Origin of the sequence: Aeromicrobium sp. (genome assembly GCF_037719875.1) — a bacterium.
Lineage (GTDB): Bacteria > Actinomycetota > Actinomycetes > Propionibacteriales > Nocardioidaceae > Aeromicrobium.
The window spans coordinates 286,405-312,222 of the sequence record NZ_JBBJMJ010000002.1 but is presented as its reverse complement, the minus strand read 5'-3'; the positions used below and the strand labels follow the sequence as shown (position 1 = coordinate 312,222).

The following is a 25,818-nucleotide window of genomic DNA, read 5'->3' as shown; positions in this document are numbered from 1 at the left end:
GGACCCGAGGCCTACATGCCCGAGGTGAGATGAAGCCCGACATAACCCGGGAAGAATGCGAACACGACAGTGACCGGGAGGATCAGGAAGACCACCGGGATCATCTTCGCGACCTCCTTGCGCCCGCCGGCCTCCATCAGCTCACGTCGCGCCGCCTCGCGGACATCCGCGGCCTGGGCGTGCAGGACGTCGACCAGCGGCGAGCCGCGTTCGACCGCGATGGCAAGTCCCTCAGCGAATCTCGCGATGCTCGTGACACCTGTGCGAACGGCGAGCCCGTCGAATGCCTGTGCCATCGGCGTACCGGTGCGGATGTCTGCGACGACGCGCGCGAGCTCGTCAGACAGGACGCCGTGGCACACCTTCATGATCCGTTCGAGGCCCGCTACCGGGCTCTCCCCGGCAGCCACCGCGAGCGCCAACAGATCCGCGACGACCGGGAACTCGGCCAGCAGTTCACGCTCGTGCGCAGTCACCCGGCTCGACAGGTTGTTGTCACACCACAGGACGCCGCTCGCGAAACCCACCCCGCAGATGACCAGCAGCACCGGCACGCTGGTGCCCCGCTCCGACCACAGATATGCGGAGACCACGATGGCGGCGGCGAGCCCACCTGCGCCCCACAGAACCTGGCGGATACGGAAGTCGTCGACCGTCGTGACGGACCCCAGCCGGACCAGTCTCCGCGACACGCTCGCCGAGCCACCGAGCAGATCTCCGACGGCCCGACCGGCTCTCCGGACGGACGGCCCGAACACCGCGTCGACAACGCCACGCGGTCGGCCAGGAGTCACGGCGTATGGATGGACGTCGCGTACGTAGGGCGCCAACCGCTGCTCGAGCGAGGGGCGCCGCGTCCGTGACCACCCCGATGCTGTCAACAGCAGCCCGCTCGAGAGCAGGAGTCCGACCACCGCGCCGGTCACGCGAGGATCCGCTTGTCGGTCGGCAGCCGGCCGATCCACATCATCAGCCGGTAGGCCACGACGCAGAGAACCGCGCCGCTCGCGAGCACGATCAGCCCGGCGGTCGTGGCGAACCGCCGCACGACGTCCTGCTGCAGGCACATGAACAGCAGAACGGCCCACGGCGCTGCGACGGCCAGGCGGGCGCCGTTGACGGTCCAGGACTGTCGCGACTCGAGCTCCCCGCGCGTACGCAGGTCGTCGCGCAGGAAGCCCGAGAGGGCGCGCAGCATGCGGCCGAGGTCGCCGCCCCCGACCTCACGAGCGATTCGCAACGCTTCGATGACGCGATCCCCCACAGGATCGGCGAGTCGGGCCTTGAGCAGGTCGAGCGAGTCGTGGAAACGTCCCGTCGCCTGGTAGTCGCGACCGAACTGCCGAAATGGCGCGCGGAGTCCTTCGGGACCTCGCTCGCCCAGCTGCATCAGTGCTTCGGGCAACGACAGTCCCGCACGGACGGCAGAGGTGAGGTTGTCGACCGCATCGGGCCACAACGCCGCGTGCTCGCGAACGCGCCGGGCGGCCCGACCGCGCAGCACCGTGATGGGTAGGACACCGGCCATCAGCCCGAAGATCACCCCGATCGCGACCACGCCTGAAGCGGCGGTCAAGGCGAAGGCGGCCACCGCGAAGGCAACTGCGCACATCGCCACGACCTGAGTCGGCGAGACGCCCTCCACCCCTGCACGGGCCAGCAGGTCCTCAAGCCGGCCGGTCCGCCGGGCTCGGCGACGCACGGGCCGCCAGCCCGGCTCGGCGAATGTCCAGCCGACCAGGAGCACGCCGACACCGGCCATCAACCCGATCAGGGCGCCCATCGACCGACCCCCAACACGCCGTCGAGATCCACACCGGCCTGCTCGTACGCCTCACGCCGCAGCGGTACGCCGGGGCCGCGCTCAAGGCGACCGCCGCGGCGTACGAAGACCGGTTCGGACTCGATCAGGTCGTTCTCGACCCGACCCGTCACGGCGACGATCTCGCGGACGGCTCGCGAGCCGTCCGCGTCGATCCCGGTGTGCACGACGAGGTCGACCGACGACGCAACGGTCGGCACGACGAATCGTGAGCCGATGTTGTCGCCGGCCAGGAGCGGGAGCGTGCACATCTTGACCAGCGCCTGACGCGCCGAGTTGGCATGGATGCTGGCCATGCCGGGCAGTCCCGCGTTGAGGGCCAGCAGCAGGTCCAGGCACTCCGCGGAGCGCACCTCGCCGATGATCAGGCGGGAGGGGCGCATGCGCAGCGCCTCCTTGATGAGGATCCGCAGTGAGATCTCTCCGGTGCCCTCGAGCCCGGCCTGCCGTGTCTGCATCGCCACCCAGTCCGGGTGCCCGCATTGCAACTCGAAGACCTCCTCGACCGAGACCAGCCGCTGCGAGCCGGGGATCGAGGCGGCCAGGCAGTTGAGCAGGGTCGTCTTGCCCGCCTGCGTGCCACCCGACACGATGATGTTCAGCCCGGCCAGGATGCTCGCGTCGAGGAACCCCGCTGAGCGTTGGTCGAGGGTCCCGAGGGAGACCAGGTCCGCTAGCGAGTGTGCCCGTGCCACGAACTTGCGGATGTTGACCGCGGCGAAGCCCCGGGAGATGCCGTCGAGGACCACGTGCAGGCGGTGCCCGCCTGGCAACATCGCGTCGACGAAAGGCTGGCTGATGTCGAGGCGACGACCCGACGAGCTCAGCATCCGCTCGACCAGCTCCCGCACCTGGTCAGACGTGAGGATCAGCGAGGTCAGCTCGTGCCGGCCAGCGCGTGCGATGAAGACCCTGGCGGGATCGTTGATCCAGATCTCCTCGACCGATTCGTCATCGAGGAACTGCTGGAGCGGCCCGAACCCGGAGACGTCGGCCACGATCTGCCCGACGACCAGCTCAGGCTCCTCCAGCGACCGGACGGCGCCTGTCAGGCTGCGTGACTCGTGCTCGGCGATGACGTCGAGCGCCACCTGACGTACGGATCCCGTGTCGGTGCGCGGGTCGATCCGGCGCTGACGCACGAGGTCGCGCACGCGCTCGGACAATGCCGACGTCGATGATTCCATCCCCCGATGGCCTCTCGCTCAGGGGACGAGGCCCCGAAAGTGACTTGGGGAAATAGTGCCTAATGTCGGGAGATTTGGGAAGGGCTGACAACGGGAGCTGTGGAATCACCCCATCAGGCACACCCTTCGGGAAGTCCGTGAGCCGCCGACTCAGGCCGTCCGCTTCCTGACCAGGACACCACCCAGAGACACGGACGCCAGAGCCAGCCCAAGCATCCACAGCGGCAGCCTGGCCCCTGTGTCAGGGAGCACCTGGTCCGAGTCGTCGAGGTCGGCACCTGGCTCGGGAGGAGAGTCAGATCCACCGTCTTCGTCACCACCGTCGTCGTCTCCACCGTCACTGCACGGCATGACGTGGATGGTGGCCGTGGCCGTGTTCGAGGCCTGGCCATCAACGACGTAGAAGTAGGTGAAGGTGTCGTCGCCGACATAACCGTCTTCAGGCGCGTAGATGAATGATGTGCCGAAAGGGATGAGGGAGCCGTGCTCGACCGGCTTGACGACGGTGGGCTGCGACTCCACCTCACGATCCGGGTCGTTTGGCAGAACCGGTGTGCCGTTGAACTCGCACGTCTCGATCTCGAACTCATCGTCCACTGCGACCGGCGGGGGGTTGCCGACCTTGATCCGGACCGTCGCGGTGTTGGAGGGCTGGTCATACTTCTCGTTGTCGACGAGGCGGTACGTGAAGGTGTCATAGCCCTCGAAGCCCGCATCTGGTTCGTAGAGAAAGTTGCCGTCGAAACCCTGCGCGAGCGTTCCATGCTGGACGTCGTCGACGACGTCGAAGAATACAAACCCGGGTGTGTCGTTGGCCAGCACCCCAGGCGGCGGGACGTTGAGCGCCGTGTCGATCGGTGTCGTGTAGTTGTCGTCCTCCGCGACGGCTTGCAAAGGACGGACCTGGATCGTCACCGTCGCGGTGTTGGTCGGCTCGGTGCCGCCGATCGGGACGAAGTTGTAGGTGAACGAGTCGAAGCCGATGTAGCCCGGATCGGGGGTGTAGTCGAACCCACCGAAGCCATGAACCACGAGCGTCCCATGATCGACGCCGTCGACGACCGTGACCGGCTGATTGGAAGTTCCGACGTCGTTGGCGTGGACGCCGTCGGTGAAGTTCGTGGAGAACGTAGTCAAGCTAGTCGGAAACGAGTAAGCATCGTCCTTCGCCGCCGAGTCCAGCGGAACGACCGTGATGGTGACGGTGGCGGTGCTGCTCACCTCGTCGAGCGGGTTCACGAAGTGATAGGTGAAGGTGTCGGTCCCGGTGAAGCCGTCGTCCGAGTCGTAGACGAAACCGCCATCATAATTTTGACCCAACGTCCCGTGGTCCACATCATTCTCGACGACGAACTGACCCGGCTCATCGGGGACCCCGACGTCGTTCAGGTAAACACCCGGGGCGAAGACGTTCAGGCTTGCCCCGCTCGCGACCGAATAGACATCGTCGGTGGCCACTGGGGCGGCGAGGATGCCCACAGGTGCCGCGCGCTGACTGAACTGTGGCGCCAGCTGCGGGGCCTCGATCGCCGGGGCGTCGGTGACGGCCGGCTCCGTTGGCGCCGGCTCCTCGTCCGGGACCTCAGGCGCCGGCCCGGTGTCTGCACCTTCGTCGGCCTCAGACGCTTCGGACGTTGGCGGAGAGGTCACCTCGCCCGCGTGCGTCTCCTCCTCGGCGGATGCGGCGCCGGCAGGCACCAGCAACACGAAGGACACGAGCAGTACGAGAATTGCACGGATGACACCCACGGGAACCCCTGACGAACGAAGCCCTAGGAGTGGCCTCTCTCGAAAAGTGAGCGTAGAGGACCAGGGCATGTCTTGTGAAGTAAAAGACTAGATGTTTTACGTTCGCTCATCGGAGTTCTCGCGGCTGGAAAGGCGTGCGTTCGCGCTCCGCGGCAGACACCACCGCACGGGTGGGAGGATCTCTCCATGACCTGGATCGCACCCGTCCCCACCCCCGCGCCCGAGGGCCCCATGACCGGCCCTGACCGGCCGCTGCTCGAAGAGATGCTGGCCCATCACCGCGCCACACTTCTCAACATCTGCGCCGGTCTGACCGCCGAGCAGCTCGCGGCCCGGCCAATCCCCTCGACGCCGTTGACCCTGCTCGGCCTCGTACGGCACATGGCCAAGGTCGAGCGGATCTGGTTCCGCAAGCGGCTCGCGCAGCAGGACATCGAGCACCTCCACAACTTCGAGGCGCGGGATGACACCGACTTCAATGTCATCGACCCGGCTGACGCAGAAGCCGCCGTCGCGCAGCTGCTGGAGGAGCAGCGCGCTGCCGATGCCGTTGCGACGGCCCTCGACCTCGATGTGACCTTCGACAGTCACGGCGAGGACATGTCGCTGCGGATGCTCTACCTCCACATGATTCAGGAATATGCCCGGCACAACGGCCACGCAGATCTCATCCGCGAGGCGATCGACGGCGTCACGAGTCGCTGAACAGCCCGCTCTTGCGCCTTGTCCACAGCGCAGTCGTACGTCGATGGACAGTGTCCGACCCCTCGTCTAGATTGGAATCAGTCGAACATACGTTCTATTGATAGAGGGGATCATGGTCGCCGAGCTCGTGCCGTTGCCGCCACCTCTGGTGGGCTGTATGGACGCGCTCGATCAGATCCTCGACTCGATGCCGACTGATGGCTATGCCGACCTGGATCCCGCGACACAGCGGGGCGCTGTCGAGCGACTGCGCCGGCTCAGGGCACGGCTGACCGCCCAGGAGCTGGCCGCCGTGCGCGCCCTCGACGCCGGGCTGGGCGACAGGGCGCGCACCGGCGAGCTGCTGGCACACGGGTTCGGACGCGACAAGTTCGAGGCCGACCGCACCGTGCGGGTTGCCAAGACCCTGTCGTCGGCTCCGCTGACCGAGGATGCGTTGGCCTCCGGCGAGCTCGCCGAGACGCAGGCTGCTGTGATCGCCGGCGCGATGGCCGACCTGCCCGGCACCGTGACGCAGCAGCAGCGCGAGGCGTGCGAGACCACCCTGATCGCCGACGCCAGGCGGTTCCCGATCAAGGACCTGCGCCGACGGGCGTTGCGGATCTCCGACGTGTTCAGGCAACCGGCCGAGGCAGCGCGCGACGAGGACGAGGCGTTGCGGCTGCGTGAGCGGAGGGCCTGGACCCGCACCGAGATGTGGATGGTCGACGACAAGGACGGCACCTGGCGATTCGGCGGTCGTCTGCCGGAGCTGCAGGCCGAGATGCTCAAGTCCTCACTGGACGCGATCGCGGCTCCGCGGCGCCGCCACCTGACCGCCGAGCAGGAGCGCGACCAGGACGAGCTGACGTATGCCCAACGGATGGGTCGCGCCTTCACCGGGATCCTGGAGCACCTCCCCGCCGACAAGCTCCCCACCGCTGGCGGCACCCCCGCACTCATCACGGTCAACATCGACCTGAGCGACCTGCAGAGCCAGGTCGGAGCGGCGACCCTGACCACGGGCACGCGGGTGTCCAGCGGCGAGCTTCGCCGCATCGCGTGCACGCAAGGCATCATGCCGATGGTGTTCAGCGGCACTTCGCTCCCACTGGACATGGGTCGCTCCAAACGACTGTTCACACCTGCCCAGCGCATCGCCCAGGCCAGACGAGACCTCGGCTGCGTGACGCCGGGTTGCGAAGCGCCGCCCGGCTGGTGCGAGGGCCATCACTGGCGAGAGGACTGGGCCCAAGGCGGCACCACCAACATCGACGACGGCGCCTCGCTGTGCTCCCTGCACCACCACCAGGCCCACGACCAGGACTGGCAGTTCCGGCTCGCGGCCGACGGCACCATCGAGATCAAGAAACCTCGCGGCATCTGGCAGCGAAACCACCGCTGGCGACCCTGATCCGGAGACGCCGAGAGACGGGGTGTAACCCCGCGCCGACCTCGATCGTTGTGACCGGCAACACATTTCGAGACAGAGGAGCACCTCCGTGCGCCGTGCCGTCTTCACCGTCTTCAGCGTCCTGGCAGTCGCAGCGGCGGCGATACCCGCCAACGCTGCCACTGCGCCCTCCCCCACGACCGCCGACTCCTACGGGACCGTCCGCAACATCGTGCCGGCCGGCCAACGCGGGACGATCACGGCACTGCAGCTCGTCGAAGTGCTTCTCGGCGGCGGCTTGACCGCCGTGGAAGGCAAGAACGCGCCCAAGAACTACGCCGACCAGCTCGAGATGTATGACGACCTCGCAACGTACAAACCCGGCACGATCACCGACGCCGTGGTCGACCAGGACTACAAGAAGGCCGGGTTCGTCCCGGACAAGGTCGTCAGCACCGATACCCCCAAGGCCGGGGTCACGATCGTGCGTGACTCGTTCGGCGTCCCGTACATCACCGGCAAGACCTACAACGACACGATGTTCGGCGCCGGGTTCGCCGGCACTCAGGACCGCATGTTCCTGATGGACGCGTTGCGCCACCTCGGCGCGGGCCGGGGCGCAGAGTTCGTCGGCGGCACACCGGGCAACATCGCGATGGACCGTGCACAGGTCCGCTCGGCGTACTACACGCCCAAGGAGGCGGCCGACCAGCTCGACATCATCGCGCGAGAGAATGGTGCCGAGGGCCAGCGTCTGCTGGAGGGCGCCGACGCCTACCTCGCCGGGATCAACGCGGCGCAGGAGAAGATGTGCCCGCTCGGGCTGCCGACCGGCGTCGCCTGCCCGGCCGAATACGTCGCACTGCAGAAGAAGCCCGCCCCCTGGACCCGCGCAGACCTGACGTATGTCGCCTCACTCGTCGGGGGCATCTTCGGCAAGGGAGGCGGTCAGGAATATGCCAACAGCATGTTCTACGGCCAGCTCGTCAAGAAGTTCGGCAGCACCAAGGCCGACAAGATGTTCGCCAGCCTGCGGGCGAAGAACGACGCCGAGGCGCCGACCACCTCGACGCTGTCCTTCCCCTACGACAACAAGGGGTTCAACCCCCGCCAGGCGGGCGTCGCGATCCCCGATGTCGACGGCGCGCATGGCACCGGCTCGGGCGACGACGCCGGCAGCGCCACTCCCATCGAGACCTTGCTGGACGCGCTCAGGCTCGGGCTCACCGGCGTGCCGGACGAGGTCGAGACACCCTCAGGGACAATCGATCTCAGCAGCCTGTTCGCGGCCAACGGCATGAGCAACGCGCTGCTGGTCGGTGCCAGCAAGACCAAGACGGGGCGTCCGCTCGCCGTGTTCGGTCCGCAGACCGGCTACTTCAACCCCCAGCTGCTCAACGAGCAGGTGCTGATGGGCCCCGGGGTCTTCGCGCGGGGCGTCTCGTTCGCCGGAACCAACCTCGTCGTCGAGCTCGGCCACGGCCTCGACTACGCCTGGTCGGCGACCAGCTCGGGCAGCGACAACATCGACACCGTGGTCGAAAAGCTGTGCAACGCCGACGGCAGCACTCCGACGGTCAATTCGACGTCCTACCGCAAGGACGACGGCGCGTGCGTGCCGATGCAGTACAACGAGCACAAGCAGACCGTGGTCCCCAACATCTCGGCCCCCACGGCGCCCAAGACGCTCAAGATGCAGGTGTGGCGCACCAACCACGGCATCGTGCAGACTCGCACGACCGTCAAGGGCGTGCCGGTCGCGGTCGTCATCGAGCGCAGCACCTACGGTCGTGAGGCTGCCTCGATCATCGGATTCTCGCGCTTCAACGACCCCGACTTCGTCAAGAATGCAACAACGTTCAAGCAGGCCGCCAACGGCATCGACTACACGTTCAACTGGTTCTACGCCGACGACCGCGACATCGCGTTCTTCTCATCAGGGCGACTTCCCTTGCGTGCGGAGGGCACCGATACCGACATGCCCCGCTGGTCCGGCAAGAAGTACGACCCGACCGGCTGGCTCAGCGCCGCCAGGCATGTCCAGCAGACCAACCCGTCGACGGGCTATCTCGCGAGCTGGAACAACAAGCCCGCACGTGACTTCGCCGCAGCGGACGACAAGTGGTCCGACGGCTCCGTGCATCGCTCGCAGGCACTCAGCCGGCGCGTGACCAAGGCCATCGCGGCCGGCAAGATCGGTCGGGCCCAGCTCGCCGGGATGGTCCAGGACGCCGCGACCGAGGACGTCCGCGCGAAGGAGCTGCTACCTGTCTTGCTCAAGGTGCTCGGCGATGACCCCAAGACCACCAAGGCGCGCTCCCTGCTGTCGGCCTGGCTGGCGTCAGGCGCCCACCGCGTCGACTACGACCGCACCGGCTCCTATGCCCACCAGGCCGCGATCCGCATCTTCGACACATGGTGGGAGGACGGCGACAAGTCCTTGGCATACGACTTCGTGACGCCGAGCCTGGGCGTCGACCTCGCCCGCGCGCTGCCCCAGCCCCTCGACGACCACCCGCGCGGAGGCAGCGGCTCCGCATGGCTCGGCTCTCCCTGGTACGGCTACATCGACAAGGAGCTGCGCCAGCTGACCGGCTCGACCGTGAAGACGCCGTACGCCTATCGGCTCTGCGGCACGCTCACGACCTGCCGCACGAGGCTGCGCGCGTCGCTGCTCAACGCCGTGCAGCGGGCTCAGACAGCGCAAGGTGTGACCAGCGCGGGCCAGCTGACCTACGACAAGACGATCGACTACATCCGGGCCACGAGTGGTGGCGTCGTCGGCGTCCGTCCGATCGACTGGCAGAACCGGCCGACCTTCCAGCAAGTCGTTGACTACCGCACACACCGGGCTCGGTGATACTGGTCGACATGAGACGTATCCCGATGGTGGCCATCGCGTTGGTGTTGATCACCGCGGGGTGCGGCGGCTCGGACGGGCCGGGCGGCACGGCAGGCGATCCGACGAAGAGTGCGACGCCGACCGCCACGACACTGATCGACTACGGCGATGACGGGGTCATCGTGGCGCGCGCAGCCGACGTCGCCAAGCTGACGGGTGCGCCCGAGGACTTCACGTCGTTCATCGTCGCTGACCTGCAACGCCTGCAGGACAGCAAGGACGACGTCTGCACCGAGAAGCCCGAGATCCGTGTGGCCAAGGTCGACACCCGGGGCTGGGCGGCCGGCGGAAGCTTCATCCCGCAGTGCGGCGGCGATGCGGCGCTGTGGGCCCGGGTCGGCGGAGGATGGCGTGAGGTCTGGACCGGACAGACCCTCCCCGACTGCTCGGTGCTCGAGAAGTACCGATTTCCGGCCCCCGTCGCCGGCCAGGAATGCGGCACGGCCGACGGGAAGACGCGCAAATACCCCTAGCCTCGATCTTTCATCGGTTGGTGGGGTGACACGGCCCTGAACGCACGGAAATGCCTGTCATGTCGGGAAGAATTGTGTTTACGAAGACATAATTCGGACCGATTGAAAGGCACTCCGTAGATGAAGAATATCGTGGCTGGTCGTCGTGTCCATGTTGCTGCTGGCAGCGAGTCGCTGATCTCCTCATCGGGTCTGTCACTGCTGGCCCAGACCGCGTCTGCCAGCGGCCTTTCCGATGTTCTGACGGCTGGATTGTCCAGGTGGCGCAAACCGGCCTCGATCCATGACCCGGGCAAGATCGTGCTGGACCTGGTCCTGGCGATCGCCGCTGGCGGCGACTGCTTGGCTGACATCTCGCTGATCCGTGCCCAACCCGAGCTGTTCGGCCCGGTCGCTTCCGACCCCACGATCAGTCGCTTCATCGAGGCGCTCGGCGCCGACCCGGTCGCCGCCATCGACGTGATCAGGTCTGCTCGTGCGTCAGCGCGGGCCAAGGTCTGGGACCACCACAGCCCCCTTGCCGACGACGACACGGTGATCGTTGACCTGGACGCGACTCTGATCGGCGCCCATTCGGAGAAGGAACTGGCGTCGCCGAACTACAAACGTGGCTTCGGTTTCCATCCGATGATGGCGTTCGTCGACCACGGCCCGGGCGGAACCGGTGAACCACTCGCAGCTCTGCTGCGGACCGGAAAAGCAACAGCGAACAGCGCCGCCGACCAGATCACGGTCCTGGACGCAGCACTGGCCCAACTGCCTGAACCATCGCGTTCCAAGGTGCTGGTCCGTGGAGACTCCGGCGCTGGCGTCCGCGAATTCGTCCACCACGTCCACGACCTGGGGTTGCAGTACTCAGTCGGCGTCTATGGTCGCCAGCCGGTCCTTGATGCATTGGCCGCGCTGCCGCGCCAAGCTTGGAAGAAAGCCCTCGACACCGACGGCCACCGACGCGAAGGTGCGCTCGTCGCTGAACTGACCCGATGGCTGCCGTCCACCTTCGCCGGCTGGCCCCCTGGCATGCGCGTCATCGCCCGCAAAGAACGTCCCCACCCCGGCGCGCAGCTGAGGATCACCGACGACAACGGGTGGCGGATCACGGTCTTCGCGACCAACACCACCGGGCCGACCCTGGCCCAACTCGAGGTCCGCCACCGGTCCCGAGCACGCTGTGAAGACCGGATCCGCAACCTCAAAGACACCGGCGCAACCAACCTGCCGCTGCACGAATTCGACAAGAACCAGATCTGGCTCGAGCTCGCTCAACTCGCCGCAGAACTCATCACCTGGACCCAGACCCTCGCCTGGCACGACAACCCGGCACGGATCTGGGAACCCAAACGACTCAGGCTACGAATCTTGGCCGTCGCCGGCCGCATCATCACCACGGCCAGACAACACATCCTGCGCCTGCCGAAACGATGGCCCTGGACCGACCTCATCCTGACCGGCCACCGACGACTCGCCGCGATCACCTGAACATCGACCCCCGAAACTACAACCCGAGGAACCGGAGCGCCGGCGAAACAGCAACGCCGGGACTCAACAACGCCCTCAACCCAAAACACACGATCCAAGGATCAAGAGCCCGAAGCCTCAGCCCAATGAAAGATCGAGGCTAGGTCCCACATCGCGCACGGACCTCACAGCGTCAGGCAGTCGTGATGCTCGCGACGATCGGCTCCAACAGCCGGAGGAATCCCTCCAGGGAGGCGGCGGGATTGACCACCTGCCTGATCGCGACGCCGATGGCGAAGTCGACGGCCGCCTCGGCCAGGACCTCGAGCGTCTCGTCGTCCAACAGATCGACCGGGATGCGCGGACGCACGACCGCGACGACCTGCTGGAAGGCGTCGGTCTGCCGTGCAGTCTGGGCCTCCGCGAGGCGGGGGTCGCCCATCGTGTCGAGCAGCAGCTCCAGCTCGAACCGGACCCAGCCGGACGCGGTGGCCTCGAGCGCCCATTGACGTACCTCGTCGAGCATGTCGGGGGACTTGGTGACCGCGCCGATCCGCTCCCCCAGTGCACGGATCTGCTCGGCCTGCAGACGGCCGACGACGCCGAGCGCCAGATCGGCCTTGCTGCCGAAGCCCGAGTAGACGATGCCAGTCGTGAAGCCGGCTTCCTTGGCGATCGACGCCAACGACGTCGCGACGTAGCCGTCGCGGAGGAACGCCGCCCGGGCGACCTCGAGGACTGTCTCGCGATTGCGGTCCTGCACCTGGGATCGGGTGAGGCGCGTCATCCGGCCAGCCTAGTGGGTCCGGTTGTCTCGACCCGTGTCATGGACCAAGATCGAAGTGTGACGCAGCATCCCGACCGGCAGCACGCCTGACAGAGAGTGAATGACCATGGCTCAGAAACAGTCCATCCTGGGGCGCATCGGCCAGTTGACCCGCGCCAACATCAACTCCCTCCTCGACAAGGCCGAGGACCCGGAGAAGATGCTCGACCAGCTCGTCCGCGACTACACCAGCTCGATCGCCGAGGCCGAGGAGGCCGTCGCCCAGACCATCGGCAACCTTCGCCTCGCCGAGGCCGATCACGCTGAGGACATTTCGGCGTCACGGGAGTGGGGCCAGAAGGCCATCGCGGCCTCCCAAAAGGCCGACACGCTGCGGACCTCGGGCCAGTCCGCCGAGGCCGACAAGTTCGACAACCTCGCGAAGATTGCCCTGGGCAAGCAGATCGGCTTCGAGAACGAGGCCAAGACCGCAGCACCGCAGATCGCATCGCAGAACGAAGTCGTCGAGAAGCTCAAGACCGGGTTGATCGGCATGAAGGGCAAGCTCGGCGAGCTGCAGACCAAGCGCGACCAGCTCGTGGCTCGCTCCAAGACCGCCGAGGCACAGGCCAAGGTCCAGGACGCCGTCAAGTCGATCGACATCCTCGACCCCACGAGCGAGGTCTCGCGGTTCGAAGACAAGGTCCGCCGCGTCGAGGCCCAGGTGGCCGGCCAGGCCGAGCTCGCTGCCTCGAGCCTCGATGCCCAGTTCGAACAGCTCGAGGGTGACAGCACCGCTGCCGAGGTGGAGGCTCGCCTGTCCGAGCTCAAGGGCCTCGGCGCCGGCGCGCCGCCAGCGGTCGACCCGGCTGCGCAATGACGAAGTCACTGAGAGGATGACCCGATGAAGCTCAAGGAAGAATTCAGCTATTCAGGTGCCGACGTCGAAGCGGTCTACGCGCTGATCACCGACCAGGCATTCCGCACGGAGTCCTGCGAGAACCAAGGCGCCCACGAGTACGACGTCACGATCGAGGAGTCCGGAGACTGCGCCACTGTGACGGTAGTCCGTGTGCAGGACGCCGACATGCCCGACTTCGTCAAGAAGCTCACCGGCAAGACCGTCAAGGTCAAGCAGACCGAGGTGTGGGGCGGGCCGGACGGCGACGGCAACCGTACGGCCGACGTCAAGGTCAGCATCATCGGCCAGCCCGCCGAGATGACCGGCAAGGCCAAGTTGTTCGCCAAGGGGGGCGGAACCGAGTTCACCCTCGACGGCGACGTCAAGGTCTCGATCCCGTTCATCGGCAAGAAGATCGAGCCCGAGGTCGCCAAGGCGATCCGGGCCTCGCTTCGCGAAGAGGTCGAGTACGGGCAGACCAAGCTCTGACCTCCCACCACACACAGGATGTGGGCACCTGCAGCGGTCCACGAGGCAGTCGGACCGCCGCAGGTGCCCACATCTTGTGGTTTCTGGGTCAGGAAGGACGCAGTATGCGGAGCACGGCGTCGAGTTCCTGCGTGGCATACCACGCGAGGTCTCCACTGCCGTCGACATCGAGGTGGAACGACACGACATCTGCCAGCCGCACCGGTGCGTCGGGGTCGTCGAGCTCGGCGGCCGCGACGGCCGCGCCGTGCTCGGCGGCTTCTTCGAGCGCTGCCAGCTCATCCTCTTCATCCTCCGAGGCGGCGACGAAGGCGGTCGGGGTGACCGTCGCGCCAGCTCCCAGGGCCGTGAGCTCATCGGCCTCGACCGCGAGGTAGACCCTCATGGCTTGGCCGGCCGCTGCCGGCCTCGTGGCGCGCGTCCTCGGCGGGTCTCGGTCGACTCGACGAGCTCCTGCAGCGCGTCCTCGATGCACTGCGCGAGGACGTCGACATCGGCGACGGCATCGCGGTCCGCGACGATCCCGAAGAACACCTTGCTGTTGTAGGACGTCACCCCGATCGCCACGGCCCGATGGCCGCTCAGCGGGATGCACGGGTAGACCTCACTGACGGCCGCTCCCGCCATGTAGACCGGATCCTGTGGACCGGGCACATTCGTGATCACGATCTGGTGCCCGCGTCCGGCCTCCGAGTCTGCGACCCGGGCCCCCACGGCGTGGAATGTCGAGGTGGCGAATCCGGGGAGGTTGGCCAGCTTGTTGGCCGCGACGGCCGATCCGGTCTCGCGGTGGTCCTTGAGCGCGTAGGAGACCTGATGCAGGCGTACGACGGGATTGGACTCGCCGACCGGCAGCGACAGGAGATGACCGCGGACCTTGGACCCGAGCGAGGTCGGCAGGCCGTCCTGGGCCACGACCGACATCGGAACCATCGCGCGGAAGCTGGTCTTGGCGTTGACCGGCTCAGCACGGGTCAACATCCAGCCACGTATGCCACCGGCGATCGCCGCGAGGATGACGTCGTTGACCGTGCCGCCGTGCTCCTCACGCACGCGGCGGAAGTCATCCAGACGGGCCGCCAGCGAAGCGAACCGCCGGTGTCGCGAAAGCTCGGTCGAGAGCACGTTGTGGGGAGCCTGTCCGTCTGCCCCGATCACCGGCAGCCGGCGCGCGATGCGGCCGATGTTGAGCTCCGCGACCCGCAGCGCCTCACCGGGATGCCGCAGGTTCCGGTTGAGGGTGCCGACGACGAGGCCGGCCGAGTTGGGCTCGACGCGTGGGTTCCACTCCTCATGAGGGATGTCGCGGTCGTGCGCCGTCTCCTCGAGCAGCACCTGCGCCAGGTCGACCGTCTCGGATCCGTCGACCAGGGACTGGTGGGCCTTGAAGAGCAGGGCGACACGACCCTGGGACAACCCCTCGATGAGGTAGAGCTCCCACAGGGGCCGGTCAAGGTCGAGCCGGCGGGCGATGAGTCGGCCGACGAGTTCGTGGAGGGCCGCCGTCGTGCCGGGGCGCGGGAGGGCTGAGCGGCGTACGTGCAGGGAGATGTCGAAGCTCTCGTCGTCGACCCAGACCGGTGTGCCGAGCGAGCCCGGGACGGTACGCGGGACCTGGCGATAGCGCGGGACGATGTCGATGCGGTCGTTGATCACGTGGATCAGCCGGTCGTAGTCGAGGGGGTGCTCACCCGGCTCGAGGATCGCCAACGAGGCGATCTGGCGGGGAACGGTCGGGCTGTCCTGCTGCAAGAACATCGCGTCAAGGGGGCTCAACCGTTGCATGACTCTCCTCAGGACGTCCTGCAGAGAAGTTACCACCGGCCTATCTGCCGGATGCGGCGAGGACCGCAGGCGTGCCGACCTGCGCCACGAGCTCACGTGCCAGGACCTCGATCCGGGTCACGAACGGTGACGATGGCGCGGCCTCCCGAGGCGTCCGGCCGCTGACCGCCGCGAGGTCGAGCCCCGGCTGGTCGAACGGCAAGTAGGTCGTCGGCGCGATCCCGGTCAACCGCCGCAGAGCGGCGTCGATCTCACGCTCACGCCACCCCAGGGACGCCCGCGTCATGTTGACCACGACGGTCGGGGTGCGTCCCGGCAGCACCTCGGCCAGGTCATGCAGACCCCGGACCAGGCGAGCCAGGCCCACCGGGTCGGGCCGACCGACCGCGACGACGAGGTCGGCCTGCTCCAGCACCTGAAGGGTCGATTGATTGCGATGGGCGGCTGGCCCGGATCCTGCTTCGAGCGAGAATCCGCAGTCGACGACGAGCAGGCCCGCGGCCGATCGCAGCCGCCCGAGGACCAGGTCGAGGGCGCCCGTGCGTACCTGCGGCCACATGTCGGCCCGCGGCAGCCCGGTCAGCAGGCGGAGGTTCTCCTCGATGTCCAACAGTTGTTCGACGACCTCGCCGGCTCGTCCGGTGTTGGCGGCCCGGCAGGCCGCGACGATTCCACTCACGTCGTCGAGGACGGACAACGCCTGTCCCTGCGAGCCGCCATAGGTGTCGGCGTCGACCAGGACGGTGTCGACACCCTGCGCCGCGGTCGCCGAGGCAAGGCCCAGTGCGACGGTGCTGCGCCCGGGAGAGCCAGCAGGCCCCCACACGGCGATGAGCGCCGCCCGCTCCTCGTGCTGCTGGTGCCGAGGTGCCGGTGCGTCCTGCGCGACGATGTCGAGGGCGCCCAGACGCAGAGTGCGCTCGATGCCGAGCGCGCGGCACAGGTCGACGTCGGCCTCGACTGCGGCAACGCGTATGCCGGCGTGCTCGAGCCGGTAGACCGCATCGGCATCGAGGCCGCCGAGATCGGCCGTGACGAGAGCCGCGGTTGCCAGACCCGTCTCGGACACTGCCAGCAGGTCGGCGACATCGACACACCGCCTGACCAGGCGCAACGATGCCGAAGCCTCGATCTCGCGGATCGCGGCGGCCTCCCACGAGGCTTCGCCGGCCGCCAGCACGACATCCATCAGGACACCCGGACCAGGGTGACGTACCCAGCCGCCACTGTGCTGACGACCGCTCCGCGGAGCTGGGAGTCATCGACATCCACGAGAACCGTCTGGGCAAGTGAACCGCTCCGCGCTGCCGCGTCATCGCCGGACTCGACGACGCGGACCGACTCGAGCACGAGCTGCGCCTTGCGAACCGACTCGTCGCCCGGCCCGGGGCCCACCCACACATCCACGAGGTCACCTCGCCCAAGGTTGGCCGGCGCGGCTCCGTCGGCCACGCTGAGCGGGAGCTGGCTCCGGCTCGTGCGGGACTGTGTCTCCATCGCGGCCTTGTCGACCAGCGATCCACCGGCCACACCGTGCGCCCAGACGAGGTCTGCGAGCGGCGCCGCGAACTCCTCGTCAGCGCGCACATAGTTGCCCTCTGCTGCCGACGACAGACGGACGCGGGTCACCTCGAGCGAGTCCCGCGTCACCGGGTCGCCTGGCTCCACCGCCGACTTCACCGACCAGTACGCGACGGTGTCGTCGCTGGCCGCCGCAAGACGTGCGCCCAAGATCGTCGCTCCCAGGACGAGCAGCAGCCCGATCAGGAGCCGTGGGTCCCGCCACGGTCGGATGCGCAGCCGCTGCGCCGTTGCCCTGCCTGATCCCCCAGGCCCCCGCCAGTTCGTCATGCATCGGTTGTACAGACTCCAGACCGTTTCGTCCAGACCCGGGTCAGGTTGTCCACATACCCGGCCAACCCGTCGCTGCCCTGACACCGGCACATGGGAAACTGGAGCCATGCCACCATCCAGCCCGCGGTTTCTCACGCTGGCGGACGTCGCCGATGTCCTCAACGTGACGGTGCGCCAGGTCTACGCACTTGTGCGCTCAGGCGATCTGCGTGGCATCCAGATCGGCGGTCGCGGGCAGTGGCGCATCGAGACTGACCAGCTCGAGGACTACATCTCCCGCCAGTATGCCCGCGCGGAAGCTCATGACGACGAATCAGCCGAGGCCCCCGCCTCGTCGCCAGATGACGTCACCTCCGACCACTGACCACCGCGATCCCCGCAAACGGCAGCACCTGATCGTGGCCTGACGCGGCTTGCAAGCGTACGAAGTCGCGTCCGACCACGAGCACCGAACCATCCCTGGTCGTCCCGTCGGTGAGTCGCACCCGGATCTCCTCGCTGGCGTCGCGCAGGGCTCGGAACACGTGTCCCCACCCGAGGGCGCCGCCCACCGCCGTCGGCGCGTCGGCTCGCCGCTCGCTTGAGTGAACCGCCAGAACCGCCAACGAGCTGACGACGTGATCCATCCCCTCACCCCGTAGGTGGACCACCTGATCGTTGACCAGCGTGACGAGGCCCTCGACGCGCTCGGCGCCCCGCACCGCGAGGACGACTCGGCCGCCCAGCAGATGTAGCCAGGACGTCTGAGCCCAGTCGCCGTCGCGCAGCTCTTCGACCAAGGCATCGCGCTCGTCTAGCTCGAGGTCACCGGCCTGGGCCTCCAGGTCCTCGAACAGTCGGTCCCATCGCATAGCGCGCACGTTATCGCAGCCCCGGCCGGCGCAACAGTTTCCCCAGCACGATCCACAGGGTGTTGACAGACGCCATCGAACAGCCTTGTCTGTAGTCAAACGTCATCAAATGATGTCAAACGAATGATCGGGGGATCATGGTGCTGTCGCGCGGCGGATGGACCCTGACGGCCCTGGCCGGAGCCAGCGTGGGAATGCTCGCTCCGGGAGCGTCCACCTCGATCGGTGACCTGCGCGGCTCGAGCTTCCCCGATGCCCTTCTGGCGATCGGCTGCCTGGTCCAGCTGGCCCTCTCCGGCTGGGTCATGCTCGCCGTCGCGCTGTCGCTGGCCCATGCTCCCGCCCCGCTCTTGCATGCCGTGACACCGGGGCTCCTGCGTCGCGCCCTGTTCGCGGGCACCGCCGGGGCGCTCGCACTGGCACCGGCCCACGCCGACCGTGCGGCGCCGGCCCAACCCTCGCCTCACCATCTCGTCGGCCTGCGGCTCCCGGACCGGCCCGTCGTCGTGGCACCCCGGGCCGCTCCGGACCAACGGACCGTCGTGGTTCGCCACGGCGACACCCTGTGGGCGATCGCCGCCCGCTCACTGCCGGGCGATGCGACGGACGCCGACATCGCCCGTGCCAGTGCTCGCTGGCACGACGCCAACCGCCGGGTCATCGGCGCCGACCCCAACCTCATCTTCCCCACGCAACGACTCGTTCCGCCTCTCGGGAAGGACCCCTCATGAAGACCGCGACAGCACTGCTCGTCCCCTCCGCACTGCCGGCATTCGCCGGTCCGGTCGAGCCAGCACCCGGCCAGATCCCACTGCCGTTCCCAGGAGTGAGCCCCGTGCTCCCGGTCCCCGTCGAACGGGGCGATGCGCGGCCCCTGCGTGAGCGCTCGGCCCGCTTCATGCAGGCGCTCGTCGAGGTCCTCTCGGGTGAGCGAGCCGTCCGGCAGATGGCGGCCTGGATGGCGCCGGACGTCTACGACCAGCTGACGACCCGGTTGGCCGTGCACGCCAGGGTGCCCCTGCGCTCCAGGTCCGGTCACGGAGCCCGCATCGCCTCGGTGCATCTCGCGATGGTGCATGACGAGGCCGCCGAGATCGCCGGCCGCATGGTGCACCGCGGCCGCTCGCGCGCCCTGGCCGTACGCCTCGAGCTGCAGACGACCCATCGCGGCGACAAGGTCTGGAAGTGCACAGCCCTGACCTGGGCGTAGGCGAGTTCCGCTCGGCCTTGAGTCACCGACACGACCATGTCCGAGCGAAGCGAGGCAGTGAGCCCCGGGCGTCAGCCCGGCAGCGACGAAGTCGCGGGCTGCGCGAAGCGCAGCGTTACCTATTGTTCTTGCGTGACTTCCGCTGCTGCTTGGCCTTCTGGCGCGACCGGTTCTTGGCGTTGGCCTGACGACGGGCGTCCGACTCGGGAGTGTCCTCCGCTGCGGACTCGCCGCGCACCTCGACCTCACCGTCCTCGCTGGGAGCGGAATACGACAGCGCCTGAGGCTTCTTGTCCGCATCCAGACCCTTGGCGCTGAGCTGCGGCTCGGCCTCGGCTGCTTCCTCGACCTTGACGTCGAGGTTGAACAAGAACCCGACCGACTCCTCGGCGATGCCCTCCATCATGGCGTTGAACAGGTCGTAGCCCTCGCGTTGATACTCCACGAGCGGATCGCGCTGCGAGTAAGCCCGCAGGCCGATGCCCTCCCGCAGGTAGTCCATCTCGTAGAGGTGCTCGCGCCACTTGCGGTCGAGCACACTCAGGACGACACGGCGCTCGAGCTCGCGCATGACCTCGGAGCCGAGCTCCTGCTCGCGATTGCCGTAGGCCGCGAGCGCGTCCTCGGCGACAACCTCCTGGAGGTGCTCGCGGGACAGGCCCTCCCGGCCTCCGGCCTCGGACTCGACATCGGCGACCGACACGCTGACCGGATAGAGCGTGCCGAGCGCGGTCCAGAGCTGGTCGAGCTCCATTCCTCGGGGAAGCCCTCGGTGGCTCCGGTGACGTAGGCGTCGGTCACCTCGCCGATCATCGTGGTCACCCATTCGTGCATGTCCTCGCCCTCGAGCACGCGCCGGCGTTCACCGTAGATGACCTCGCGCTGGCGGCTCATGACGTCGTCGTACTTGAGGATGTTCTTGCGGGTGTCGAAGTTCTGCGCCTCCACCTGCGCCTGCGCCGAAGCGATCGCGCCGGTGACCCGCTTGTTCTCGATCGGGACGTCGTCGGGGATCTTCATGGTCTGCAGGACCCAGTTGACCCAGTCAGCCTTGAACAGCCGCATCAGGTCGTCCTCGAGCGACAGGTAGAAGCGGGTCTCACCCGGGTCACCCTGTCGGCCGGAGCGGCCGCGCAGCTGGTTGTCGATGCGACGCGACTCGTGGCGCTCGGTGCCGAGCACCATCAGGCCGCCGACGGCGGCGACCTCGTCGTGCTCGGCCGCGACCTGGGCCTCCATCTGCTCGAGCGTCTTCGCCCACGCGCCTTCGTATGCCTCGGAGTCCTCCAACGGGTCCAGGCCCTTGCTGCGCAGGGCGGCATCGGCAAGGAACTCGACGCTGCCACCGAGCATGATGTCGGTGCCGCGGCCCGCCATGTTGGTCGCGACAGTGACGGCGCCCTTGTGCCCGGCCATCGCGACGATCGCGGCCTCGCGGTCGTGCTGCTTGGCGTTGAGCACCTCGTGCGCGACGCCACGCTTCTTGAGCTGCTTGGAGAGCCGCTCGCTCTTGGCGACGCTCGTCGTGCCGACCAGGATCGGCTGGCCGGCCGCATGCCGCTCGACGATGTCCTCGACGACGGCGTCGAACTTTGCCTGCTCGGTCCGATAGACCAGGTCGGGCTGGTCGACCCGCGCAACGATCCGGTTGGTCGGGATCGGGACGACGCCGAGCTTGTAGATCTTGTCGAACTCCGAGGCCTCGGTCAGCGCCGTACCGGTCATGCCGCTGAGCTTGTCGTAGAGGCGGAAGTAGTTCTGCAGGGTGATCGTGGCGAGCGTCTGGTACTCCTCGCGGATGCGGACGCCCTCCTTGGCCTCGATCGCCTGGTGGAGACCCTCGTTGTAACGGCGCCCGTCGAGGATGCGTCCGGTGTGCTCGTCGACGATCAGGACCTCGCCCTCCATGACGACGTAGTCCTTGTCGTTCTTGAACAGCTCCTTGGCCTTGATGGCGTTGTTGAGGAAGCTGATCAGCGGGGTGTTGACCGCGTCGTAGAGGTTGTCGATGCCGAGCTGGTCCTCGACCCGGTCAATGCCCTCTTCGCTCACTGCGATCGTGCGCTTCTTCTCATCGACCTCGTAGTGCTCATCGATCTTCATGGCACCGACGATCTTGGCGAACTCGCCGTACCACTTGACCTCTTCCTCGGTCGGACCCGAGATGATCAGCGGAGTGCGGGCCTCGTCGATGAGGATCGAGTCGACCTCGTCGACGATCGCGAAGTTGTGCCCGTGCTGCACGCACTCGGCGATGTCGTCGGCCATGTTGTCGCGCAGGTAGTCGAACCCGAACTCGTTGTTGGTGCCATAGGTGATGTCGGCCGCGTAGGAATCACGACGCTGATTGGGTGTCATGCTCGGCAGGATGATGCCGACGCTCAACCCCAGGAAGTGGTGGACGCGGCCCATCCACTCCGCGTGGTACTTCGCGAGGTAGTCGTTGACTGTGACGACGTGCACACCCTTGCCCTCGAGGGCGTTGAGATAGGCCGGCAGCGTCGAGACCAGGGTCTTGCCCTCACCGGTCTTCATCTCGGCGATGTTGCCCAGGTGCAGCGCGGCGCCGCCCATGATCTGGACGTCGAAGTGTCGCTGCCCCAGAACGCGTTGGGCCGCCTCGCGAACCGTGGCGAACGCCTCGGGCATCAGCTCGTCGAGTGTCGAGCCGTCGGCCAGCCGACTACGGAACTCGTCGGTCATGCCACGGAGCTCCTCATCGCTCATCGCGTGGAACTCATCCTCGAGGGCGTTGACCTGCTTGGCGACCGCCTGGAGCTGCTTGAGGATCTTGCCTTCGCCCATGCGAAGGATCTTGTCGATGACCTTGGGCACGAAATGCACTTCCTGGTGATACGGAGCCTGGGCAGAGTTGAGAGCCTGTTCAGTCTAGGTGACGCGCAAGGCAGGCCGTGAGTTCCCCGGCGAGATCGCCTTTCGACGGAGGGACCACCGACCGCAGGCCCAACCACTGGGCGATCAGCCGCAGCTCCTCGGCGAGCTCGTGGGCCGTACGTTCGGGGGCGTGCGCCTCGGCCCAGGCGCCGTGAACGATGAGCAGGCCGGCCTGCCGATCAGCCTTCAGATCGACCCGCGCGACAAGGCGGTCGCCCAGCAGGAACGGCAGGACGTAGTAGCCGTGGACCCGCTTGTGGGCCGGGACGTAGATCTCGATGCGGTAGCGGAAGTCGAAGAGCCGCTCGGTGCGGGTGCGTTCGAAGACCAGCGGGTCGAAGGGACTGAGCAGCGCCCTCGCCGACACCTTGCGCGGCTGGACGGCATCTCGGTGCAGGTATGCCGGCCGGTTCCAGCCTGCGATCGTGGCCGGCACCAGCTCGCCGGTGTCGACGAGGTCCTCGATCGCTGCCCTCGTCGCGCCGGGGTCCATCCGGAAGTAGTCACGCAGGCACTGTGCCGTGCCGACTCCTAGGGCGCGGCCCGCATGCGCCACCAGCACCCGGTGCGCCTCGGCCGGGTCGAGCCGGGGCGCGGCGAGCTGTGCGGGCGGGATGACCCGCTCGGGGAGGTCGTAGACGCGCTCGAACGCGGAGTTGCGCCGTGCGGCTGTGACCTGGCCCTTGTAGAACAGGTATTCCAGCGCGGCCTTGACCTCGGACCAGTTCCAGCCCCAGTTGTCCTTGCTGCGCGGCGCGTCGTGCTCGACCTCGCGGGCCGTCAGCGGACCGTGCTCACGGACCTCCTCGAGGACCCACGCGACGAACTCCGGCTTGTCCTGGAAGATCCGCGCCATGCCGCCCCACATCCGCGCCCCCGAGTCCATCCGGAACTGGAATGCCTGCCACAGGTTGACGTCGACGAGGGCCGCCTCGTGGGCCCAGTACTCGAACAGGCGGCGGGGCCTGCGACCGGCTGCGCGGTGGAGCAGCTCGACGTCATAGGCGCCGAGCCGCGAGAACAGTGGCATGTAGTGCGCCCGGGCGAGCACGTTGACCGAGTCGATCTGGAAGAACCCGAGGCGTTCGATGACCCGCGTGACGTGCCGAGCCGTGACGTCCGCGCCCGGGCCGGGCCGCGGCCTGGTGAAACCCTGCGCTGCCAGCGCTATCCGCCTGGCCTGCAGGACCGAGAGACTCTCGCTCATGCCCGGCAGGTCACGGCATGTCGTCGACGAGCTTGCTGCGCACGGCATACATGGCAGCTTCCATCCGCGACTTCATCTGGAGCTTCTCCAAGATGTTGCGGATGTGGTTCTTGACGGTGTTCTCGCTGATGAACAGCTCTTCGGCGATCTCGCGGTTGCTGCGGCCCCGGGCCACGTGACGCAGGACCCCGAGCTCACGCGGAGTCAGGTTGGTCGCCGGCGCCGGGCTCTTGGACATGTGCACGAACTCGTCGAGCAGCTTGGTCGCCATGCTGGGGCTGATCAGCGACTGCCCCGAGGCAACGAGGCGCACTGCCTCGGCGACCTGCTCGTAGGTCGAGCCATCCTTGAGCAGATAGCCCGAGGCGCCGCTGCGGATCGACTCATAGAGATCGGACTCGTCGTCGCTCGCGGTGAGCATGATGATTCCGGTGGTCGGCGAGATCTGCTTGATCGCCGCGCACACCTCGACCCCGCTGCGACCGGGCATGCGCACGTCGAGCAGCACGATGTCGAAGGGATTGTCGGCGACGAGCTCGAGCGCCTTGTCGCCGTCATCGACCTCCTCGAGCTCCAGGGAGTCGTCGGCGCTGAGAACCATCTTGACGCCACGCCGGAACAGCTCCTGGTCGTCGACCAGGAGCACCCGAATACTGTCACCCCGAGAAGTCACGCCTCGATCATGCCACGGGTTGGGTTCGGAGGTGCTCTTCGTCACCCCGTGACGTCGAGGTGGATGACTCCGTAGTCATATCCCTTGCGGAGATAGACCACACTCGGCCGCATCGAATCCTTCTCGAGGAACAGATAGAAGTCGTGGCCCACGAGCTCCATCTCGTACATCGCCTGGTCCAAGGTCATCGGCGTTGCCTGGTGCGTCTTCTCGCGCACGACGATGGGACTGTCGCCCTCGACCTCAATCGGCCCGGACCGGCTGACCGGGACCTCGTCGTCGGGCTCGTCGATCACCAGGTCCTCGATCGGCAGCGTGGCCGCCGCGGCAGACAGCGACGTCGGCGCGTGCTGACCGTGGTGGATGCGGGTGCGGTCCACCGAACGACGAAGGCGCGACTCGAGCTTGTCGATCGCGGCGTCCAGGGCCGAGTGCTGGTCGGTCGACGCGGCCTCGGCTCGAACGGCCGGGCCTCGCGAGCGCAAGGTCATCTCGACCTTGGCTGCGGTGTCGTGCTGGCGGGGATTCTTCTCGTGGGTCACCTCGACCTCGACCCGGCTGATTTTTTGGCGGGAGTCATATTTTTCGAGCCGGAGAAGTTTTTCCTCGACGTGCTCGCGGAACCGCTCGGAGATCTCGCTGTTGCGACCGTTGACGACAATTTCCATGGGGACTCCCTTGTCTCGGTGTCGCGCTCACGTGCAGCGCCGCTTCATGCCACACCCGTGACGTTAGACCGCCGTCCAAGGAATCACCAGAGGTGTCACCAAGTTCATCGTGGATGCCCAGCATTGCGAGGAGTCGCGGCAACCACGGCGATGCCTGCGGGACGGTGTCCGGCCGCACTCAACGCACGAACGGCCTCCGCGACCGTCGCGCCGGTCGTCAGTATGTCGTCCACGACCAGGATGTCGCGGTCAGTCAGCCACCGCGCGCTGTGCAAGCGGAACGCCCCGTGCAGGTTGCGCGCCCGTGCCGTCGCTCCGAGGCCGGCCTGGTCGGCAGTGGCCCGTGCGGGCCGCAGTGCCTGGGCGACCCTCGCCTCGATCCCGACGCCGCGCAGCAGGCGCGCCGCGGAGTGGGCGAGCTCGTCGACCAGGTCACAACCCCGCGCTCTCCTGCTCCTGCGGGAGGTCGGGACCGGGACGAGCGTCACGGGTCGGCCGGGCCGGGTGTGCTCGACGACCGCCGCCGCCAGCAAGTGGTCCAGCATCGAGGTCAGACCCGTGTTGCCGGCCTCCTTCCATGCCACCAGCACGCGCTGAAGCAGATCGGCGTTGACTCCCGCGGCTATCGGGACGACCCGCGACGGCTGCCTGAGCCCCCGCGGGCACGGTTGGGGCCAGGTGATGGCTGGCAGTGGCCTGATCGCCTCACCGCACGCCCGACAGAGCTTCAACGCGGGTCGTCCGCAGTCGGCGCACCGCGCCCCCAGCAGCAGGTCGGCAGCGGGGGTCAGCAGGTCTCGCACACCTCCCAGCATCGGCCGGTGGGGCCGCCCAGCGGAGGCTCCCGGCCG

At 67.5% G+C, this 25,818-nt stretch carries 24 protein-coding genes and 1 pseudogene; 10 read left to right on the top strand and 15 right to left on the bottom strand.

Going from position 1 to position 25,818, the window contains the following annotated elements:
- Nucleotides 1-11: 11 nt before the first annotated feature.
- From WKF39_RS04315 to WKF39_RS04300, 4 genes are all read right to left on the bottom strand, one after another.
- Nucleotides 12-926, bottom strand: a complete 915-nt coding sequence (locus tag WKF39_RS04315; protein WP_340385997.1) for a type II secretion system F family protein — start codon at nt 924-926, stop codon at nt 12-14.
- Nucleotides 923-1,783, bottom strand: a complete 861-nt coding sequence (locus WKF39_RS04310; protein ID WP_340385996.1) for a type II secretion system F family protein — start codon at nt 1,781-1,783, stop codon at nt 923-925. Before WKF39_RS04310 ends, WKF39_RS04315 begins: the two co-directional genes overlap by 4 nt.
- Entirely contained in the window at nt 1,771-3,009 is a 1,239-nt protein-coding gene (locus tag WKF39_RS04305; RefSeq protein ID WP_340385995.1) for an ATPase, T2SS/T4P/T4SS family, read from the bottom strand. The genes WKF39_RS04310 and WKF39_RS04305 overlap by 13 nt, the downstream gene beginning before the upstream one ends.
- Nucleotides 3,010-3,159: 150 nt before the next feature.
- Nucleotides 3,160-4,758 (bottom strand): Ig-like domain-containing protein, encoded by a 1,599-nt coding sequence (locus WKF39_RS04300; protein WP_340385994.1) that lies wholly within the window; start codon nt 4,756-4,758, stop codon nt 3,160-3,162.
- Nucleotides 4,759-4,944: 186 nt separating this feature from the next.
- Here WKF39_RS04300 and WKF39_RS04295 point away from each other — a divergent pair, with 186 nt between their 5' ends.
- The 5 genes from WKF39_RS04295 to WKF39_RS04275 all read left to right on the top strand — a co-directional run bounded on the left by WKF39_RS04295 (nt 4,945) and on the right by WKF39_RS04275 (nt 11,689).
- Nucleotides 4,945-5,463 carry a DinB family protein gene (locus WKF39_RS04295; RefSeq protein WP_340385993.1) on the top strand — a complete coding sequence of 173 codons (519 nt, stop codon included), beginning with the start codon at nt 4,945-4,947 and terminating at the stop codon, nt 5,461-5,463.
- 112 nt (nt 5,464-5,575) lie between these two features.
- Nucleotides 5,576-6,856, top strand: a complete 1,281-nt coding sequence (locus tag WKF39_RS04290) for a DUF222 domain-containing protein (protein ID WP_340385992.1) — start codon at nt 5,576-5,578, stop codon at nt 6,854-6,856.
- Between the two features lie 88 nt (nt 6,857-6,944).
- A complete protein-coding gene (locus tag WKF39_RS04285) occupies nt 6,945-9,695 on the top strand; it encodes a penicillin acylase family protein (protein ID WP_340385991.1) in 2,751 nt (916 codons plus the stop codon).
- An 11-nt stretch (nt 9,696-9,706) separates the two neighbouring features.
- A complete protein-coding gene (locus WKF39_RS04280; RefSeq protein WP_340385990.1) occupies nt 9,707-10,210 on the top strand; it encodes a hypothetical protein in 504 nt (167 codons plus the stop codon).
- Nucleotides 10,211-10,330: 120 nt separating this feature from the next.
- Complete coding sequence (locus WKF39_RS04275; protein WP_340385989.1) at nt 10,331-11,689, top strand: IS1380 family transposase; 1,359 nt, start codon at nt 10,331-10,333, stop codon at nt 11,687-11,689.
- 172 nt (nt 11,690-11,861) lie between these two features.
- On the opposite strand, the gene WKF39_RS04270 is transcribed toward WKF39_RS04275, so the two are convergent.
- A complete protein-coding gene (locus WKF39_RS04270) occupies nt 11,862-12,455 on the bottom strand; it encodes a TetR/AcrR family transcriptional regulator (protein ID WP_340385988.1) in 594 nt (197 codons plus the stop codon).
- Between the two features lie 106 nt (nt 12,456-12,561).
- Here WKF39_RS04270 and WKF39_RS04265 point away from each other — a divergent pair, with 106 nt between their 5' ends.
- Both WKF39_RS04265 and WKF39_RS04260 read left to right on the top strand, forming a co-directional pair.
- Nucleotides 12,562-13,314, top strand: a complete 753-nt coding sequence (locus WKF39_RS04265) for a PspA/IM30 family protein (protein ID WP_340385987.1) — start codon at nt 12,562-12,564, stop codon at nt 13,312-13,314.
- Between the two features lie 24 nt (nt 13,315-13,338).
- Entirely contained in the window at nt 13,339-13,824 is a 486-nt protein-coding gene (locus WKF39_RS04260; protein ID WP_340385986.1) for a DUF2505 domain-containing protein, read from the top strand.
- An 88-nt stretch (nt 13,825-13,912) separates the two neighbouring features.
- Here the strand turns inward: WKF39_RS04260 and WKF39_RS04255 are convergent, their stop codons facing one another.
- From WKF39_RS04255 to WKF39_RS04240, 4 genes are read right to left on the bottom strand one after another with little or no spacing between them, the layout of a single operon-like run.
- Nucleotides 13,913-14,209 carry a hypothetical protein gene (locus WKF39_RS04255; RefSeq protein ID WP_340385985.1) on the bottom strand — a complete coding sequence of 99 codons (297 nt, stop codon included), beginning with the start codon at nt 14,207-14,209 and terminating at the stop codon, nt 13,913-13,915.
- A complete protein-coding gene (locus WKF39_RS04250) occupies nt 14,206-15,609 on the bottom strand; it encodes a wax ester/triacylglycerol synthase family O-acyltransferase (protein ID WP_340385984.1) in 1,404 nt (467 codons plus the stop codon). Before WKF39_RS04250 ends, WKF39_RS04255 begins: the two co-directional genes overlap by 4 nt.
- Nucleotides 15,610-15,649: 40 nt before the next feature.
- The gene (locus WKF39_RS04245) at nt 15,650-16,798 is read right to left on the bottom strand and encodes a hypothetical protein (protein ID WP_340385983.1); all 1,149 of its coding nucleotides are present in this window, start codon (nt 16,796-16,798) and stop codon (nt 15,650-15,652) included.
- Entirely contained in the window at nt 16,798-17,460 is a 663-nt protein-coding gene (locus tag WKF39_RS04240) for a hypothetical protein (protein ID WP_340385982.1), read from the bottom strand. Before WKF39_RS04240 ends, WKF39_RS04245 begins: the two co-directional genes overlap by 1 nt.
- Before the next feature lie 109 nt (nt 17,461-17,569).
- On the opposite strand from WKF39_RS04240, the gene WKF39_RS04235 reads away from it, so the two are divergent.
- Nucleotides 17,570-17,827, top strand: a complete 258-nt coding sequence (locus tag WKF39_RS04235; RefSeq protein WP_340385981.1) for a helix-turn-helix domain-containing protein — start codon at nt 17,570-17,572, stop codon at nt 17,825-17,827.
- Here the strand turns inward: WKF39_RS04235 and WKF39_RS04230 are convergent.
- Nucleotides 17,811-18,314: a hypothetical protein gene (locus WKF39_RS04230; RefSeq protein ID WP_340385980.1), complete on the bottom strand. Its 504-nt coding sequence runs from the start codon at nt 18,312-18,314 to the stop codon at nt 17,811-17,813. The two genes, WKF39_RS04235 and WKF39_RS04230, sit on opposite strands and share 17 nt — an antisense overlap.
- A 137-nt stretch (nt 18,315-18,451) precedes the next feature.
- On the opposite strand from WKF39_RS04230, the gene WKF39_RS04225 reads away from it, so the two are divergent.
- Both WKF39_RS04225 and WKF39_RS04220 read left to right on the top strand, forming a co-directional pair.
- Nucleotides 18,452-19,045 (top strand): hypothetical protein, encoded by a 594-nt coding sequence (locus WKF39_RS04225; protein ID WP_340385979.1) that lies wholly within the window; start codon nt 18,452-18,454, stop codon nt 19,043-19,045.
- Nucleotides 19,042-19,524, top strand: a complete 483-nt coding sequence (locus WKF39_RS04220) for an Rv3235 family protein (protein ID WP_340385978.1) — start codon at nt 19,042-19,044, stop codon at nt 19,522-19,524. Before WKF39_RS04225 ends, WKF39_RS04220 begins: the two co-directional genes overlap by 4 nt.
- A 115-nt stretch (nt 19,525-19,639) precedes the next feature.
- On the opposite strand, the pseudogene secA reads toward WKF39_RS04220, so the two are convergent.
- The 5 genes and pseudogenes from secA to WKF39_RS04195 all read right to left on the bottom strand — a co-directional run bounded on the left by secA (nt 19,640) and on the right by WKF39_RS04195 (nt 25,770).
- Nucleotides 19,640-22,347, bottom strand: a pseudogene (gene secA, locus WKF39_RS04215) (preprotein translocase subunit SecA).
- Between the two features lie 61 nt (nt 22,348-22,408).
- Entirely contained in the window at nt 22,409-23,626 is a 1,218-nt protein-coding gene (locus WKF39_RS04210) for a crosslink repair DNA glycosylase YcaQ family protein (protein WP_340385977.1), read from the bottom strand.
- Nucleotides 23,627-23,636: 10 nt separating this feature from the next.
- A complete protein-coding gene (locus tag WKF39_RS04205; RefSeq protein WP_340385976.1) occupies nt 23,637-24,299 on the bottom strand; it encodes a response regulator transcription factor in 663 nt (220 codons plus the stop codon).
- A 41-nt stretch (nt 24,300-24,340) separates the two neighbouring features.
- Nucleotides 24,341-24,967: a ribosome-associated translation inhibitor RaiA gene (raiA, locus tag WKF39_RS04200; RefSeq protein ID WP_340385975.1), complete on the bottom strand. Its 627-nt coding sequence runs from the start codon at nt 24,965-24,967 to the stop codon at nt 24,341-24,343.
- Between the two features lie 104 nt (nt 24,968-25,071).
- Nucleotides 25,072-25,770 (bottom strand): phosphoribosyltransferase family protein, encoded by a 699-nt coding sequence (locus WKF39_RS04195; RefSeq protein ID WP_340385974.1) that lies wholly within the window; start codon nt 25,768-25,770, stop codon nt 25,072-25,074.
- Between the last annotated feature and the right edge of the window lie 48 nt (nt 25,771-25,818).

Excerpts from the sequence above, each read along its gene's own strand:
- WKF39_RS04210 (WP_340385977.1), bottom strand. The coding sequence starts at position 23,626 with ATGAGCGAGAGTCTCTCGGTCCTGCAGGCCAGGCGGATAGCGCTGGCA.
- WKF39_RS04255 (WP_340385985.1), bottom strand. The coding sequence starts at position 14,209 with ATGAGGGTCTACCTCGCGGTCGAGGCCGATGAGCTCACGGCCCTGGGA.
- WKF39_RS04275 (WP_340385989.1), top strand. The coding sequence starts at position 10,331 with ATGAAGAATATCGTGGCTGGTCGTCGTGTCCATGTTGCTGCTGGCAGC.
- raiA (WP_340385975.1), bottom strand. The coding sequence starts at position 24,967 with ATGGAAATTGTCGTCAACGGTCGCAACAGCGAGATCTCCGAGCGGTTC.
- WKF39_RS04280 (WP_340385990.1), top strand. The coding sequence starts at position 9,707 with ATGAGACGTATCCCGATGGTGGCCATCGCGTTGGTGTTGATCACCGCG.
- WKF39_RS04295 (WP_340385993.1), top strand. The coding sequence starts at position 4,945 with ATGACCTGGATCGCACCCGTCCCCACCCCCGCGCCCGAGGGCCCCATG.
- WKF39_RS04225 (WP_340385979.1), top strand. The coding sequence starts at position 18,452 with ATGGTGCTGTCGCGCGGCGGATGGACCCTGACGGCCCTGGCCGGAGCC.
- WKF39_RS04235 (WP_340385981.1), top strand. The coding sequence starts at position 17,570 with ATGCCACCATCCAGCCCGCGGTTTCTCACGCTGGCGGACGTCGCCGAT.
- WKF39_RS04230 (WP_340385980.1), bottom strand. The coding sequence starts at position 18,314 with ATGCGATGGGACCGACTGTTCGAGGACCTGGAGGCCCAGGCCGGTGAC.
- WKF39_RS04240 (WP_340385982.1), bottom strand. The coding sequence starts at position 17,460 with ATGACGAACTGGCGGGGGCCTGGGGGATCAGGCAGGGCAACGGCGCAG.
- WKF39_RS04270 (WP_340385988.1), bottom strand. The coding sequence starts at position 12,455 with ATGACGCGCCTCACCCGATCCCAGGTGCAGGACCGCAATCGCGAGACA.
- WKF39_RS04265 (WP_340385987.1), top strand. The coding sequence starts at position 12,562 with ATGGCTCAGAAACAGTCCATCCTGGGGCGCATCGGCCAGTTGACCCGC.
- WKF39_RS04305 (WP_340385995.1), bottom strand. The coding sequence starts at position 3,009 with ATGGAATCATCGACGTCGGCATTGTCCGAGCGCGTGCGCGACCTCGTG.
- WKF39_RS04310 (WP_340385996.1), bottom strand. The coding sequence starts at position 1,783 with ATGGGCGCCCTGATCGGGTTGATGGCCGGTGTCGGCGTGCTCCTGGTC.
- WKF39_RS04290 (WP_340385992.1), top strand. The coding sequence starts at position 5,576 with ATGGTCGCCGAGCTCGTGCCGTTGCCGCCACCTCTGGTGGGCTGTATG.
- WKF39_RS04245 (WP_340385983.1), bottom strand. The coding sequence starts at position 16,798 with ATGGATGTCGTGCTGGCGGCCGGCGAAGCCTCGTGGGAGGCCGCCGCG.
- WKF39_RS04220 (WP_340385978.1), top strand. The coding sequence starts at position 19,042 with ATGAAGACCGCGACAGCACTGCTCGTCCCCTCCGCACTGCCGGCATTC.
- WKF39_RS04250 (WP_340385984.1), bottom strand. The coding sequence starts at position 15,609 with ATGCAACGGTTGAGCCCCCTTGACGCGATGTTCTTGCAGCAGGACAGC.
- WKF39_RS04260 (WP_340385986.1), top strand. The coding sequence starts at position 13,339 with ATGAAGCTCAAGGAAGAATTCAGCTATTCAGGTGCCGACGTCGAAGCG.